General features: G+C 51.0%; 7 protein-coding genes. 1 reads left to right on the forward strand and 6 read right to left on the reverse strand.

Annotated features, from left to right (window positions below):
- The 5 genes from DQG23_RS40395 to DQG23_RS40415 all read right to left on the reverse strand — a co-directional run.
- The coding region (locus tag DQG23_RS40395) for a right-handed parallel beta-helix repeat-containing protein (protein WP_146762481.1) at positions 1 to 1516 on the reverse strand (1516 nt) is incomplete at its 3' end.
- Between the two features lie 154 nt (positions 1517 to 1670).
- Entirely contained in the window at positions 1671 to 7898 is a 6228-nt protein-coding gene (locus DQG23_RS40400; RefSeq protein ID WP_113036726.1) for an S-layer homology domain-containing protein, read from the reverse strand.
- A 54-nt stretch (positions 7899 to 7952) separates the two neighbouring features.
- A complete protein-coding gene (locus DQG23_RS40405) occupies positions 7953 to 9491 on the reverse strand; it encodes an ABC transporter substrate-binding protein (RefSeq protein WP_158560953.1) in 1539 nt (512 codons plus the stop codon).
- A 61-nt stretch (positions 9492 to 9552) separates the two neighbouring features.
- A complete protein-coding gene (locus tag DQG23_RS40410; RefSeq protein ID WP_113036728.1) occupies positions 9553 to 10434 on the reverse strand; it encodes a carbohydrate ABC transporter permease in 882 nt (293 codons plus the stop codon).
- 23 nt (positions 10435 to 10457) lie between these two features.
- Positions 10458 to 11381 (reverse strand): ABC transporter permease, encoded by a 924-nt coding sequence (locus DQG23_RS40415; protein ID WP_238178252.1) that lies wholly within the window; start codon positions 11379 to 11381, stop codon positions 10458 to 10460.
- A gap of 238 nt (positions 11382 to 11619) precedes the next feature.
- Between DQG23_RS40415 and DQG23_RS40420 the strand changes: the two genes are divergently transcribed.
- Positions 11620 to 13872 carry an AraC family transcriptional regulator gene (locus DQG23_RS40420; protein ID WP_113036729.1) on the forward strand — a complete coding sequence of 751 codons (2253 nt, stop codon included), beginning with the start codon at positions 11620 to 11622 and terminating at the stop codon, positions 13870 to 13872.
- Positions 13873 to 14736: 864 nt separating this feature from the next.
- On the opposite strand, the gene DQG23_RS40425 is transcribed toward DQG23_RS40420, so the two are convergent.
- Positions 14737 to 16164, reverse strand: coding sequence for a N,N-dimethylformamidase beta subunit family domain-containing protein (locus DQG23_RS40425; RefSeq protein ID WP_113036730.1), 1428 nt, complete (start codon positions 16162 to 16164; stop codon positions 14737 to 14739).
- Positions 16165 to 16276 lie beyond the last annotated feature (112 nt).

Consider the following 16276-nt stretch of genomic DNA (forward strand, 5'->3'; position numbering starts at 1 on the left):
GATTCCCGCTGATTGTAGAATTCGGCTGAGCGCTTAGGGTGTAGATCCCGCCTCCGTCTCCGAGCACTTTCATTACGTCATGAATGTAATTGCCTGTGATTTGATTGTTTTGCGCATACGAATCGGTGCCCCATCCCCAGCCTTGAGAGATGCCCGTATAGGGCAGATTCGCCACCTCGTTGTGCGTAATGGTCGAATAGCTCGTATACCCGCCGAAAATGCCCGGCGCATCGAAATATTCCTCTCCCGTATTTGTGATGTAGTTACTCTGCACGGTGTTATGAGAATTGCGCTCCCTGATGTCGGCAGGGTTGGCAGTCGTCACATCGCCGATCTGGATGGCGCTCGCCGAAATGTCTTCGAATACGTTACCGATAATCGTATTGTTCTGGCTTCCGTATTCGAAAACGAGGCCGGCTCCGCCTAAATGGATAAACTTGTTGCGCTCCAGCCTCACGGATTTGGCCGCATGGAAGGTAACGTTGCCAAGGGTTTTTGTTAAGTCTTGGTTAGCCGCATCGCGAAATCCCGTGTACGTAAACCCCGCTTGAAGCGGCACGTAGCCGTCGCTCGTGCTTGGCTGCAGCCAAGTGGCATAAGCGAACGTAAGGCCTTTGATTTTCATGTTTTGCAGCGGCGCATCCAGCGTTCCCGTTCCGCTGAGCAAGGTTTGCAGCGTCGGCGCAACGACCTCGGCTGTCGCCATATTTTCTCCGGCAAAAGGCTTATAGTAGAGGTACCCGGCCGTCCGGTCCAAATACCACTCCCCTTCCGAATCCAGAAGCTCGTAGGCATTTTCGATCCATGCTATCGAATCCAAGCTTGGCGTGTCGCTTAGCTGCGAGTTGTTCCAGCAATGGTTTTGCATCGTAACGGCCGTTCCCGAGATCGTGGAAACCGGGCAGCGGAAGCTTTTCCATGCGTGAGAGCCGACGATCTCGATATTGCTTTTGTTTCCCCAGCCTGACATGCTCGAATCCGGGGCGGTAAAACCCGTGGACGTTTTCGCGAAACCAAGCGGATTGTCGTTGCCTCGCGCTCGCGTCGCCCGAATACCGTTCACGTAAAGCTGCCGCGTATTCAAGCCGGTGCCGACATTCGAACGGTAAATGTTGTTGCCGCTGTCGAACAAGCTCCAGCTTGCGATCGTCTGGCCGCCGCTGAGAACGGGCGTTTCTCCCGAATACGCTTCGTAAATCACCTGGAAGCCTCCCGTTCCGGAATCCGCCGAAGTCAGCTCGAAGGTCGACGTCAAGTTATACGTACCGCCGCGCAAGTAAACGACGATGTCTCCGGTCATACCCGCATTCAGCGTGCGAACCTTCGTTTGAGCGCCGGCAAGCGAACAAGGAGCTTGCAAGGTACATGCGCTTCCGCTGCCCGAAGGCGATGCGTATAGCGATGTTACGGCTGCAGCTGCATGCTGCGGGAAAGAGGAAACAGACGATAATAAAGCGGTCAAGCCAAGCATGATGCTGAGCAATACCTTGCTAAAAGTTCCGGATCTTCTCTTCATGGACACTATTCCTCCAATACCTGTTTAGAATCATGGAGATGAATACGTAATCGCTTGAAATCCGTGTCTGTCCTCAATCCGCCCGCATGCATAGCTTCCCTCCTCGCCCCTAGTTCGAGAGGAGGAGGGATAAGGTCTGCAGTATAGGTTTGTTTTATTGCATCAACAATCTTGAAATCACTACGGCCGCTTCCGCGCGCGTGGACGAGCGGTTCGGATGGAAGCCGTCGCCCGATCCGACGACGATTCCTTTATTGAAGGCGAATGCCACTCCGCCCTTCAAAGATTCGGGAATCTCGTTCGCATCGTCGAACGGCAGCGGCGCCGTTTTTGGATCCGCTCCGCTCTTAAAGCTCTTGACAATCATCAGCGCTCTGGCGGCGATGGTTGCCATTTCGGCGCGGGTGATCGTTTCGCCCGGAGCGAACTCGTCGTCGCTTCGTCCGTTAATGATTCCGGCTTTAGCCGCTGCGGCCACCGAAGAATAAAACCAGTCGTCCGCTTTCACATCTTGGAATGGAGAAGCTGCGTTACCGTCCTCCAAATGGAACATCCTTACGATCATAGCCGCGAACTCTGCGCGGGTTATCTTGTCGTCCGGCGCATAGCTGCCCTTTCCGCGGCCTTCGATAATGCCCTTGGCTGCTGCGATTCGGATCGCTTGGCCCGCCCAAGCTTCCACGCCTGCGGTATCGTTGAAGCTCACTTTGTTTTCAACAACCGCATAAGTGGAGAACGAGCTGCGCTCGGCTTCAAAATTATTCGTCGCCGGGTTGTACCGGCCGCCGTAAAACGCTAGTTTCCCGTCGACCACTTTGGCAAGCGTCAATAAGTCGGTATCTACGCCCGCTGTGCCAGCAATCGGCAATTTGACGAAAACAGGCTTCGTAAAAGTCACTTTGCCGTTTGCGGCGTTCGTAAACTCAAAGTTGTATACATCCGAAACCACTTTTAAATCGGTTGCATCCGTTATAACGGACGGCGCTTGCTTGGATACGTGCAGCGTCGTATCGCCCTGCAATTGATCCACGTCGATCGTTAACGAAACGCCGTTAATTTTGACGGCGATTGCGGCAAAGCCGGCATCCTTAGCTTTTTGAACCCATTCTGCGCGAATCCTGATTTCGGCCTGCTTGGCGGTTTGTTCGCCCAGATCGAGCGTTGCCGTTACAGCAGCAGGCTCGGCACCCGGTTCAAGCTTGGCTAATATAGCGTTTACCTCTGCTGCATGGCTTGCGATTGCGGCGAATACGCTATCGAATTGACTTGCACCCATATCCAATACGGCGGTATCGCCTTCTGCAGTCACAAAAGGGCTGAGCTTGATTTCGGATTGCTTCTCAATAGCCTCCGCTGCAGCTTTTGTTGCCTTGTTGCGCGTAACTTGCGCGTCCTCGCCTTCGGGTTTTCCGTTAATCAACCCGACAAGCGCCGCTTCCACTTCACGCTTTACCTCAGCGGCAATGCCAGGCTCCAGAGCAGGAACGGGCTTTGTTGTCGGAGCCGATGTCGGACTCAGCGTCGGATCCGTCGTAGGGCTCGGTGTCGATTCCGGTGTCGGACTTGGCGTCGGTTCCGGCGTCGGACTTGGTGTCGGCTCCGGCGTCGAACTTGGCGTCGGCTCCGGCGTCGAACTTGGCGTCGGCTCCGGTGTCGGACTTGGCGTCGGATCCGGCGTCGGACTTGGCGTCGGTTCCGGCGTGGCCGTCGGTGTCGGTGTCGGTGTCGGCGTGGCAGTCGGTGTCGGTGTCGGCGTAGGAATCGGATTGTATACTTCCAGCTCCGATACAGCCATTTCGATCCCCGTCTGATACGGACCATCCGGTTTGACGGCAACGACGCGAACATATCTGGCCGTTGTCTCTTCAATATGGTTATCGCTTGTTCCTGAGGCGAAGCCCGTTACTTGCTTGACGGTTGTAAACACCCTTCCGTCCGTCGACGTTTTAATATCGAACTCGGTAGCGTAAAGGGTCTCCGGCATTTTCACGACGATGCGGTTTATGATTTGATTGGAGCCCAAATCCACCTGCAGCTCCCAGAGGTGCTTCTCATTCGCCAGCGCAAACGTCGTGTCGTTTCCGTCGACCGCTTTTGCCGCCTCGAACCCGGACCACATGCTGGCTCTCGTTCCGTCCGCGTAATACGCGGTTGCCGGCTGGTTTAACGCCAAGTTTTCGCCTGGCCGCGGTGTCGCCGTAGGCGTCGGGGTTGGCGTCGGAGTCGGGCCTGCCGTTCCCTGGTTCGTGTCAAACACCCCGCTCAATACGACAGGCGCCGAATATGCATATATGCCCATATAACCGGCTTCTTTGATTTTCCCGCTGCCGCTGTCGACATAATCGATAATTCGTTTGCCGTCTACGACCGCCGTAAGCCTTACACCCTCCGCCGTGTTCAGCGCGCTGAACTGCACCAGGTGTTTCTTGCCCATTTCAAAAACATTGTTGGGCAGCTGCCCCTCGCTTCCTTCCATACCGTCGACGTTGCCGTAGAATACCGTACGGACCCCGCCGTTGAACCTTTGGAGCTCGATGACATCCGGTTTGAAAACAAGAATATACCCCTCGTTCTCCGGATCCCATAACGCTTTATCCGCTGCTTTCTGCCGGATGCTGATCGCGGGCCATTCGACGCCGCCTGCCGGGTCGGATTTCATATCGAATTCCAGCAGCTCGTTCTGGAACGTCCTTCCCTTATAAGCGGAAGAGCCGCCGCTAATCGTAATGCTCCCTTCCTTCCCTTCCATCAATGCGCTTCCTTCGACAGCCCAGTTATCGATATCGCCGATTTCCTGATTAAGGTTATGAACGACCGGCACCGCACCTATGGATACAGTCGCCGAGTACGCATATACGCCCATATAACCTGCAGAAGTAACTTGACCGCTGCCGCTGTCGACATAATCGATAATTTTCTTGCCGTCCACATACGCTAGAAGCCTTACGCCGGCAGCCGTGTTCAGCGCCCCGAACTGCACCGGATGCTTCTTGCCCATTTCAAAAACATGGTTGGGCAGCTGCCCTTCGCTTCCTTCCATACCGTCAACATTGCCGTAAAATACCGTGCGTACGCCGCCGTTAAACCTTTGCAGCTCGATGACATCCGGTTTGAAAACCAGGATATATCCCTCGTTCTCCGGATCCCATAACGGTTTATCCGCCGCCTTCTGCCGGATGCTGATCGCCGGCCATTCAACGCCGCCTGCCGAATCGGATTTCATTTCAAATTCCAGCAGCTCGTTTTGGAACGTCCTTCCTTTGTAAGCGGCCGAGCCGTTGTTTATCGCAATGCTCCCTTCTTTCCCTTCCTTTAAGGCGCTTCCTTCCAGTTCCCAGTTGTCGGCATCGTTTATTACCTGATTGATGTTTTGAATGACCGGTACCGCCTCTATCGATACAGGCGCCGAGTACGCATATACGCCCATATAACCGGCCGAGGTTATTTTACCGCTTCCGCTGTCGACATAATCGATGATCTTCTTGCCGTCCACATATGCTGCGAGCCTAACGCCTTCCTCCGTGTTGAGTGCGCCGAACTGCACCAGATGCTTCTTGCCCATTTCAAAAACATGGTTGGGCAGCTGCCCTTCGCTTCCTTCCATCCCGTCGATATTGCCGTAAAATACCGTCCGCACGCCGCCGTTGAACCTTTGCAGCTCGATGACGTCCGGTTTGAAAACCAAAATATAACCCTCGTTCTCCGGATCCCATAACGGTTTATCCGCCGCTTTCTGCCGGATGCTGACGGCCGGCCATTCGACGCCGCCTGCCGAATCCGACGTCATCTCGAACTCCAGCAGCTCATTAAGGAACGTTTTCCCTTGATAAGCAGCCGAGCCATTGTTTACCGTAATGCTTCCTTCCCGCGTTTCAACCGTGCCGCTTCCTTCCGCCTTCCAGCTGTCCGCATCGCCTATCGCTTCATTGATGTTATACCCTCTTATGCCGGATGCTGCCGACATTTTGGTCACGAATACTTTCCAGGTTTTGCTGAACGTACCTTCATCGTCTTGCAGGTCGTAGGTCACCATCCGGCTGAAATCCCTTGCTTCTGCAATACCGGGAGTACTCGTGCATTCTTCCGATAGTTCCGCATCTGGGGTCAGATTCGTAAGATCCGTATCGTCTTGTACGGTTACAAGAATTTCCCTCGTGCCTGAATTGATTTTGGACGTTATTTGTCCTGGAACATTAAACGCAATAAATTTGCATGCTGCTGGCACAGCCTCGAACTTCAGCACCGGATTCCATAAAACCGTGTTCAAGTCAGGGCTGCCGTCGGCATGAACGACAAACCGCAGGCTGTCGCCTTTGAGCACCTTCACATATAGCTGATAGTCTTGCTCTTCTCCCGGTGCTGCCGTCTGCGGTCCCCAAACAACGGCGTCATTTTTGTAAACGCTTCCAGTCACAGTGGCGTCAGCGCTGCTCAACGTGTCCGCCAGCCTCACATAACCCCGGGTCGGCGCTGTCCATTCCTTGCTCGCATTTCCGTTCTGATCAAGCATCGGCCAAGAACCGTCCAGAATGGTCGTAAGCGGTGAAATATCCCAGTAAGCTTGCTCCAAGCCCGCTTGGTTAATGATCGCTTGCGCTTCGGCCGGCCAGCTTCCGTTCGGTATGATCGTATTATTGCTTAACGTACAATTCGTACAAGCATTGGCCATGCTCGAAGTATCCGAATAATTTTGCTGTACGATGTTGTCATGAATCGTGCCCGTCCACATCGAAATCCATCTTCCGGTTTGCTCGACCACGTTGTTCGTAATCGTAAAATAAGCGCTGCCTTCATCCGGATATATTCCCCAGCCCCCATACGAGCCGTACATACTTTGCAAATGATTGCCGCTTATCGTGGAATCCGGCTGTGCGCTTAAGGTATAAATGCCGCCTCCGTCCCCGAGCACTTTCATCACATCGTGAATGTAATTGTTCGTAATTTGATTGTTTTGCGCATAAGAATTCCTGCCCCAGCCCCAGCCTTGGGAGATGCCTGTATAGGGCAGGTTCGCCAATTCATTGTGCGTAATGGTCGAATAACTTGTATACCCGCCAAAAATGCCCGGCGAATCGAAATATTCCGCCCCTACGTTCGTAACGTAGTTGCTCCGAACGGTGTTATGGGAATTGCGCTCCCTGATATCGACAGGGTTGACGTGGCTAAGCGTCACATCGCCGATCTGGATGGCGCTTGCGGAAATGTCTTCGAATACGTTCCCGATGATCGTATTGTTCTGGCTTCCGTATTCGAAAACCAAGCCGGCCCCGCCCAGACGGGTAAACTTGTTGCGTTCCAGCCGCACGGATTTGGCTGCATGGAAGGTAACGTTACCGTGAGTCTTCGTTAGGTTCTGCGAAGCGGTAGCATGATAACCCGTATAGGTAAACCCCGCTTGAAGCGGTACGTAGCCGTCGCTCGTACTCGGCTGCAGCCATGTGGCATAGGCGAACGTCAGCCCCTTGAATTGCACGTTTTGCAGCGGCGCATCAAGCGTTCCCGTTCCGCTGAGCAGCGTTTCCAGCGTTGGCGCCACGACCTCGGCTGCTGCCATATTTTGTCCGGCAAGCGGTTTATAGTAGAGGTACCCGGCTGTCCGGTCCAAATACCATTCACCTTCCGAATCGAGAAGCTCATAGGCGTTTTCAAACCAAGCTATCGCGTTTAAGCCCGGCGTACCGCTTAACTGCGAGTTGTTCCAGCAGTTGTTTTGAACGGTGATGTCCGCTCCCGAAACCGATAAAACCGGACAGCGGAAGCTCTTCCACGAGTTAAAGCCGACGATTTCAATGCCGCTTTGATTTCCCCAGGAAGCCATGCTCGTATCCGGGGCGGTAAAACCCGTTGACGTTTTCGTAAAACCTGCAGGGTTGTCGGCGCCTCGCGCCCGTTCAGCCCGAACCCCGTCGACGTATAGCTGCCGCGTATTGAGCTCCGTGCCTACAAAAGCGCGGTAAATGTTTTTCCCGCTGTCGTGCAAGCTCCAGCCCGTGACGGTTTGTCCGCCGCTGAGCACCGGCGTTTCTCCCGGGTAGGCTTCATAACTCACTTGAAAGCCGCCTGTCCCGGAATCCGCCGAAGTAAGCTCGAAGGTTGACGTTAAGCTGTACGTCCCGCCGCGCAAGTAAACGATAATATCCCCCGACATGTTCGTATTCAACGTGCGAACCTTCGTTTGCGCATCGGCAAGCGTACAAGGAGCTTCTATCGTACAGTCGCTTCCGCTCCCGGCAGGAGAGGCAAAAAGAGCGGTTGCGGCCGCATACGCACTTTGCGAAAAAGAGGAAACGGACAATAATAATGTGGAAAAGCCAAGCACCATGCTGAGCAATATTTTGCTTATTTTCCCGCAATAGCCCTTCATCGGATACAATTCCTCCAATCCCTATTTACTCCCGGCCCGTTAGCCGCTCGGGCAGGGCCGGGAGCGCAACCGTTACTTCGTCGTTTTCCAAGCGTCGATTTGCTTCTGCATCTCCGCAATGATCTTATCGGACCCTGCAGCCTTCTGCTTAGCCAAAAATTCGTTATATTTGGCTTCCGTACTTACCCCTAAATCGATCGCTCTGGAATATTCGTCGAAGAGTGCGCTGACTTTGCCGATTTCCGCCTTCACCGGCTCGGCATCGAAGGTAAAGCCTAACAATTTGGAAGGCGTAGCTTCCTGGTTTACTTTTTTCGTTTCCTCCCAAACATTCTTAGGCATCCCCTTCTCCACATAAGCAAGGAAATTGGTTGCGAACATCCAAGGCACAGTCGGAGCGTACGCTTTGCCCGCTTCGCCTTCTTTGACCATAAAGCCGTCCGCATCTAATTTGAAGTGCTTGTCTTTAATGCCGAAGTTCAATAAATTGAAAAGCTCTTTATCCGTATTCAGCAGCTCAAGCAGCATCATGGCTCTTTCCGGATTTTTGGAATTCCGGTTAATGGCTTGCATCGTAGCGATGATGCCGCCCGTCGTCAGACGCGGCGTTCCGGAAGGCAGCTGAAGTCTTTCGTATCCGACTTCCGCCGCTAACTCCACTTCGCCGCCCGGCTTATAAGAGCCGCCGATCCCTATGGCAACCTTGCCGGCCTTGACGTCCGTGCCGTCATCCGCTTTTTTGGCAATACGCTCGTTCGCGTTCAAATACCCTTTGGCGTTCCACTCTCTCATCAAAGCCGCATACTTTTTGACGCCGTCCGTTTCGTACTGATTCACTACTTTCAGCGTGTCGTCCGAGAAATCGACGGCGCCCGGAATCTGAATCCCTGCAATCGGCTCAAGATTAAAGAACAATCCGTCCAACTGAACAAGCGAAGTCACAAAGCCTTTTTGCGGAAAATCTTTCCTTACGTTTTGAAGGTACGGCTCGAGCAAAGGCAAGGTATCCGGAGTCAGCTTCCCGCTAATGGCCGGAATATCCAGCTTGTATTTCTCCGCTTCCTCCTTCGAAACGACGACAGCCGGCGTTCTGGCGGCAATCTGCTCATTGACGAACCCGTAAATTTTCCCTTTGACTCTCGCAGCATCCCAGAACGATTTCGGAACAGCGGCAGATGATTTCGGCGCATATTGGGCAAGTAAATCGTCCAGAGGCAAGAAGGCTCCTTTGGCTACATTTTGACTATAGTTGTTGAGCCAATTCGACGTAAAAGCGATATCGTAAGGCGCGCCCGAGGCGATAACGACTTGCATCTTCTGATCGTATTCGCCGAAGCCGAGCGGTTTAAAATCTACGGTGGCGTTAATTTTCTCTTTCAGTTTTTTATTCACTTCTGCAAAAACTAGCTCCTGATCGGCTTGGGGAAAGCTGCCCGGAAAATACCAGGTCAATTTGACCTCCGGCAAGCTTGCCTCCGGCTTCTTCGTTGCATCCGATGTCGGCTTGACGGACGCCTCGCTCGGCTTTTCATTGGGAGTCCCGCAAGAAGCAAGCAGCACCATGGCCGCCGCGACGATCCCCGCTTTCGTAAATTTCAAATTTCTAAACATTTGTAACCCTCCTCTTTGGATGTTCATCTATTCTTAAACTGGGGGTTACCCCATATTTAAGTTAACCTTTTACCGCGCCGACCGTAAGTCCCCGAACGAAATATTTTTGAAAGAACGGGAAAACGAGCAGCATAGGTCCCGCAGCCAGAATCGCCATCGCCATTCGGGCGGACTCGGAAGGGAGTATCACATTTCTCATCCCTGGCGGCATCGTGTTGCTGGAATTGGTCAGGAACGTAATGTTATTCATCATCCGATAGAGCATAAATTGCAGAGGCACCAGACTTTCCTTCTCTATATAGAGCAGGCTCAGCCACCAGTCATTCCAATACTGCAGCAGCGTAAAAAGCGCAACCGTAGCAAGTCCGGGTTTGGCGAGCGGGAGAATGATTTGGAAGAAGATGCGAAACTCGCTGGCTCCGTCCATCATGCAGGATTCAATGATGCTGTGCGGTATTTTCTGCATAAAGGATCTTAAAATCAAGATGAACCAAGGCACGGCCAAATAAGGAAGAATCAGCACCCAAATCGTGTTGCTTAGATGCAAATAGTTGTTGATCAACATGTAGGTCGGGACCAAGCCGCCATTAAACAGCATCGTGAAAAACAAGTAAAAGCTCAGCTTGTTTTTCAGCTTAAAATCTTCGCGAGACAGCGCATAAGCGATGCCGGCCGTAACCAGCAAAGAAGCAACCGTGCCGAAAAAACTGACAAATAACGATACTTTAAAAGCATTTAAGATCTGCATTGGTTTATAAAGGATGTAAGCGTATGCAGAGAAATCGAACATCGCAGGGAGTAAACGATATCCGTTCTTAATAATGTCCGATTCGCTGCTAAAAGAAATGGAGAGAATCGCGATAAGCGGAAAAATACAAGCAAGACTAAACAATAGGAACAATAGATTGATGAATACCTGCGGCCCTATTTTCTTGAACGGCATGTGCCTACTTCCTTTGCGCTTTATTAAAATAACTTGTTTTCTTCATTTACTTTTTTCACGACAAAGTTGCTGAGCATAACGACGATAAAGCCCATCGCGGATTGGAATAACCCTACGGCAGAGGACATGCCCAAATCGCCCGAAACCTTCAGCATACGATACACATATGTGTCGATGACTTGCGTGACGGGGTACAGCTGCCCGATCTCTCTCGGAACGAAGAAAAACAAGCCGAAGTCCGAGTAAAACATTTTGCCTATCGATAGAAGCGTCATAATCGTTATTAACGGCATCAACAGCGGGATCGTGATTTTGCGGATCATTTGAAGCTTCGTGGCCCCGTCAATGGAGGCGGCTTCAAAATATTCCTGGGAAATCCCCATGATCCCCGCGTAAAAAATAATGCTCATGTAGCCGAGACCCTTCCATATGCTCACTAAGGTCAATAGGATAGGCCAAATCCATGATTGGGTATAAAAATCAAAATTGACGCCCATTCCTTTTAACAATGAGGTAAACACGCCGTACGGTCCGATAAAGGAATAGGTCATATACGCGACAATGATCCATGAAAAGAAATAAGGGAAGAAAAAAATCGTTTGGTACACTTTAACCAGCTTTGTACTAAGCACTTCATTTAATAGAATCGCGAACACGATGGAAAGCAATGTCCCGACCGCAATAAATACGATATTGTACGAAAGCGTATTTCTCACCACTAGCCAGACATCGTTCGAAGTAAAAAAGAATTTGAAATTATCGAAGCCGACCCATGGACTGTGAAACAGGCCTTTCTCGTAGTTGATGTTTTTGAAAGCGATAAAGATGCCTGCCATCGGAACGTACGAAAAGACGAATATTAGCAAAATTGCCGGAAGCGCCAAAATCAATAATTGCAAATTCTTTTTATTAGATTGCGCATGTAGAACCCCTTGCCGCTTCTTCACTGCATTCGTTACTCCTTTCACCGGTTGTAATTAAGGCTTTGCTGTCCTTGGCTTCATAGTAGGTTTTGCGTACGGAAACCGCCAGTTCTAAAACGTTTCATCGGTTCGGTTTGGCGTAAAACGGAAGTTCTCAAAGCGGATTTTTGTTCTAAAATGAGCGTTTTGGGGGTTACGGCGCAACCAATGATTGATTCGTTTTGACCTTTCAGGTTAGACTTTAGATCTGGGGGGTACGCACATGCTCAAAAAGTTCATCTTGAAAAATCCGTTCCAGCTTTTTTTGACGATTCTTTTGCCGTTTTTATTGAGCACGCTTTTGGTCGTATTCGTGCAATTCTCCTTTCAAGGCCGCATCTTCGAAAATTTCGCCCTCGAAATGGTCTATAACCAGCAGAAAACAGACCTGCAAAATACAAGCCGAAACGTCAGCCTTATGGAAAAAAGCGCAAACTCCGTTGCGACCTCCGCTTTTTTTGACGAAGGCATTCAAGATCTCTTGTATTCCGATATTCATTCGGAGGATTACCGAAAATATCAAAGAAAATTGGAGCTGTATAAGAACATTTATCCGTTCCTGCAGTCGATTTACATTTATAACGGCCATAATATTCATACGGTGCCCAGCATGGGTTTCGTCTTCGACCGCAATACGTTTGACGATAAAGGCATTTTCACGATTTTGGACGATATTCAGAACAATCGAACGCACAGCATTGTGCTGCGCAAGATTCCCAATCCTTTAGTCGGTCTATCTTCCAATGAAGAACAATTTATTTACGTCTATTCTTATCTTTTCTTCGATTCTCAAGTTCAGAGCGGAAAAGTAAGTGAAGCGATCGTCCTCAACATTTCCGAAGAATGGCTGAGACAAAGCATCAGCTCCACGGAGGACACCAATAATCGAATTTTTATGATCGACCGTAACGGAATTCTGCTGTCGAGCGATTCGATCCATCCGCTGCAAAGTGACTTAAAAGATAAAAACTACATTCAAATGATTAACGCCTCCGCCGAAAACAGCGGAAATCTGCGAATCGATGTCGACGGCGTGGATTCTTTCGTGACCTATGCGGCTACCGACGTATTCGGCTGGAAGCTGATCAGCATTACGCCTTACTCCGAAATCGTAAAGGAAATACAAAACATGAAGCAGAAAACCTATCTTCTGGTTCTTTGTTTTATTGTAGGAAGCATTGCCTTAACGCTGTATTTTTCACGAAAGCTGTACCTTCCGATGAAATTAGTCATCCAAAATTACAATATTTTTGAGCGGAATAACTTTCACTTCAGAAAGCAGGAATTTTTGCGCAAAATGGTGTATTCGGACGATCCCGTCTCGATCGACGCTTTTCAGAAGCAGCTTAGCCAGTACCATATAGCGCTCAAGCCTTCCGATTCCTTCTTGGTCGTACTCATTAAGCTCGATAACTACTCCGAATTTTGCGCCAAATACAACATGAACGACCGCAGCTTATTAAAATACGGCGTCATCAATATCGTCTCGGAGCTGCTTACCGGCGCTTATGCGCATGAATGCATCGATATCGACGAAGATCAAGTTCTCGTTTTGATCAGCTATAGCTCGCCGGCCTTGCCTTCGGGAAACGAGCAGTTGACGGGAGCGTTCAAAAAAATACAGGATAATGTAAGCAGTTACTTGAATCTTTCGATATCCGTTACGTTCAGCGAACCGTTCGAAACGTTGGCCGGACTAAACCTTCATTACTTGAAAACGTTGGACCTTTCCTTCTACAGACTGGTCCTTGGGCATAAGTCGCTCATTTTCAACGAGAACCTGCATATACTCGCAGACGATTTCAAGTATCCGCAAGACCTGGATAAAAAGATGACGGATTCCTTGATTCAAGGGCAGCTGGACGAAGCCAAAGCGGCACTGTCCTCGATTATTCAACATGCTTCCAGGCATAGCTTGACCACGCTGAATTCCGTGCTGATCCGCCTGCTTCTATCGATTCGCCACGCGATCGAAGTGCTGGAGGCCAACAATTCGATCAACGTCAATTTCAATTTCAATATTTATCTGGCGAAGGTGCAAAAAATTGAAACGCTGGACATGATCCAGTCGGACTTTGCCGAGCTGTTCGAAAAGCTGTCGATCGAGCTGGAGTCGAAGAAAGACAATAAATACGCCAAGCTGCTTGAGGACATCGATCGCATTATTCAAAAGGAATACGCCAATCCGGCCTTATCCTTGGTTACCATTGCCGAAAAGGTGAATTTGTCTCCCTCCTATTTAGGCAAGCTGTTCAAAAAGCACCGTCTGATCTCGATAACCGATTACATCAACGAAATTCGGCTTAAGTCTGCAAGAGACAGAATCGCAGAATCGGACGAAGCGATTAATACGATTATGGAAACTTGCGGATTCCTCAGCCGAAGCCACTTTTTCACCCTGTTCAAAAAGGTTTACGGCGTAACGCCCGTTCAATATAGAAGCAACGCTAAACTGCTTAAGGGCGATGAGACTTGAAAGTCCTCACCATTACCGCCCACACGCGGAATCGTGCACCAAAACCGTCCGGATTTCCGGACGGTTTTTCTTAAATATCAGCTTTTATAGGTTTCACATTAATTAGGCCTGATATTTCATCGGGGCCTGCCCAGTTTCATGCTACGAAGTCGCTTTCTTCGAAAGTGGCTTAGGATGACGAAGCCGTTTATCCTTGGGCCGCGCACCGCGTGCGCCTCCCGGCGCGCGGTGCCATCGCGGCACGCGGTGTCGGTCACACGTCGATGGTCAAACCTCGTGCGAGCGTTCTTTGTGTCGCAGCCGCTCTCGCCGTGCGTATTTGTGACTCTCCCGAACGTTATTCATACCCGCTTTCCCCTCCGCACGCATCGCTCGCATGCGCTGCAGTCCGATTTTGCCCGCTTGGAATCGAGTCCGGCTTCCCTTTCTCGCCTATAGTCCGAAAACGCCCGCTTGCAGCGGTTTTTTGGCCTGGCGCATCGATGAATCCGCTCTCCAAGCAGGATATTTCGGACTGCAGCGTAAGCGGAGCCTCGATTTCTTACTCCAAGCGGGCTATTTCGGACTGCAGCATGTAGAGGCGCCTCAATGGCAGCGTCAAGGTTAAACGGCTTCGCCCTCCTAAACGCTTTCGAGGAAAGCGGCTTCGTAAGGATACGCTTAAAAACTGACACGTTAACCGGGAAATCGAACAGTCAGCGGAGATTTACATTCTGAGGTCATATGAAAAACCGTCCGGTAAGTTCACCGGACGGTCTTTTCATGGATCATTCCTATATAAATCGGAACTTTTGCTTAAACTCCATTATTTTACACGAAAAAGGTTTGTTGCGGGATTATGGCGCGTTCCAGCGCCCCTTACTCCTACTTATCCGAATGATCCTTTAAACAACGGGCCAGCAAGTTTCGGGTCATTTGCTGGACTCTCGAGTCCGGTCCCAGCACCCGGCCGAACGTGCCCGATGCCGGAATGTGACCGGGCGGATTGCTTAATCCCTCGGGCCACCAGATCGTCCCCGCGTTGAACACCCAGTTGTTGCGCGGCCCCGGGTAAATGACGGCCGCATGCTTTCCGTCACCCGTTCGAAGAGTGCCGTCCGCACATTTCAGAGCTACAGGCTCATGCCCCACCAAATCGCTATGGGCCAATATTTCCAATCCTGCTATTTCCTTAACCGGCAAGCCGTGATACTCCCAGCCGATCAATCCCGGAATGCTGTCGCCTGCCTTCATGCCGGTGCCCGCAAACACCCAATGCTCCGGCTTCGCCACCGTCCAGTCCCCGTACCCCGAAGCAAACGAGGCGGCTCCCATCAATTCGTGCTCATCGTAAAACCGCTGGTTGCGGGCAAAGGAACGAAACGGAGCGCCTGCGTCGTCGCCATCATAAGGAATGATCTCATGATAGACGGCATTCCCTGAAAGAAAGAGCAAGCTGACCCCCTTATCGCGCACGGCCGATGCATGCCGGTACATCTCTCTCGTCCAATATTCATCATGTCCGGCTGAAATGAAAACCTGGCACGTATCCAGTAAGCCGGGGTCGCTGTGAAGATCGAGATTGGAGCAATACGTGACATCATAACCTTCCGCCTCCAGCCAGTAAGCGAGCGGGAACTCCCATAAGAGAAATTCGCCGGAGCCGCAGGATAAAGGCGAGTCGACAACCTGGAAGTATTTGCTGTACGGCCGGTCGAAGCTGACCCGGACATTGGGGCCGGTAAACCAGGCGTTCGCTCCGTCATCGTAAATCGAGCTGGTTGCGGGCCATTTGTTATAGGCCTGCCAGGTCAGATCGCTCACTTGGACGAGAATCTCCGCCTTCCTTCTTTGCTTCACAACAAAAATAATATAACTCTGGGCACGCAAGGCTGCTTGTTTCGTCAGCTTCGCCAAGTACACGCCGCTGATCCATTCGTCCGGAATCTGCAAGGTAACGCTAGGGCGCCACTTGCATGCCCGCAGCCGCTCCACTGTCTCCGGCGGTACCGCCTGTTCCTCTCCTTCGAACGGACCGAGATGCAGCATATGCCGACCGCCAATGCCGTCATAATAGCCTAATCGGTAAATATCAACGGTGAACGGACAGACAGGGGACGTGCTCACCATGAAATCTATGCTTTCCCCCGGGTAAACGCTGGTACGGGAAGCATATCCCTCAATCGCGGCGGAACGAGCTCCGTGGATCAGCTCGGAGCCTTGATGACTCTCCGTATATTCGAATTCGTATTGGGTAAGCTGCCAGTTCAACGTACCGGGCAGCGCATTTTCTTTTAGCGTAAGGTTTTCCATCAGCGTTCACTCCATATGTCTTAGCAAGGATAAACGGCTTCGCCGTCCTAAACGAACGTTTTCGAAGAAAGCTACTTCGTAAGCATAAACTTGGACAGACGCGTTTACCGTT

The sequence above is a fragment of the Paenibacillus contaminans genome (assembly GCF_003285015.1).
Lineage (GTDB): Bacteria > Bacillota > Bacilli > Paenibacillales > NBRC-103111 > Paenibacillus_V > Paenibacillus_V contaminans.

Bases quoted from the DNA above. Each gene is read 5' to 3' on its own strand.
- DQG23_RS40420 (WP_113036729.1), top strand. From the start codon at position 11,620: ATGCTCAAAAAGTTCATCTTGAAAAATCCGTTCCAGCTTTTTTTGACG.
- DQG23_RS40410 (WP_113036728.1), bottom strand. From the start codon at position 10,434: ATGCCGTTCAAGAAAATAGGGCCGCAGGTATTCATCAATCTATTGTTC.
- DQG23_RS40425 (WP_113036730.1), bottom strand. From the start codon at position 16,164: ATGGAAAACCTTACGCTAAAAGAAAATGCGCTGCCCGGTACGTTGAAC.
- DQG23_RS40405 (WP_158560953.1), bottom strand. From the start codon at position 9,491: ATGTTTAGAAATTTGAAATTTACGAAAGCGGGGATCGTCGCGGCGGCC.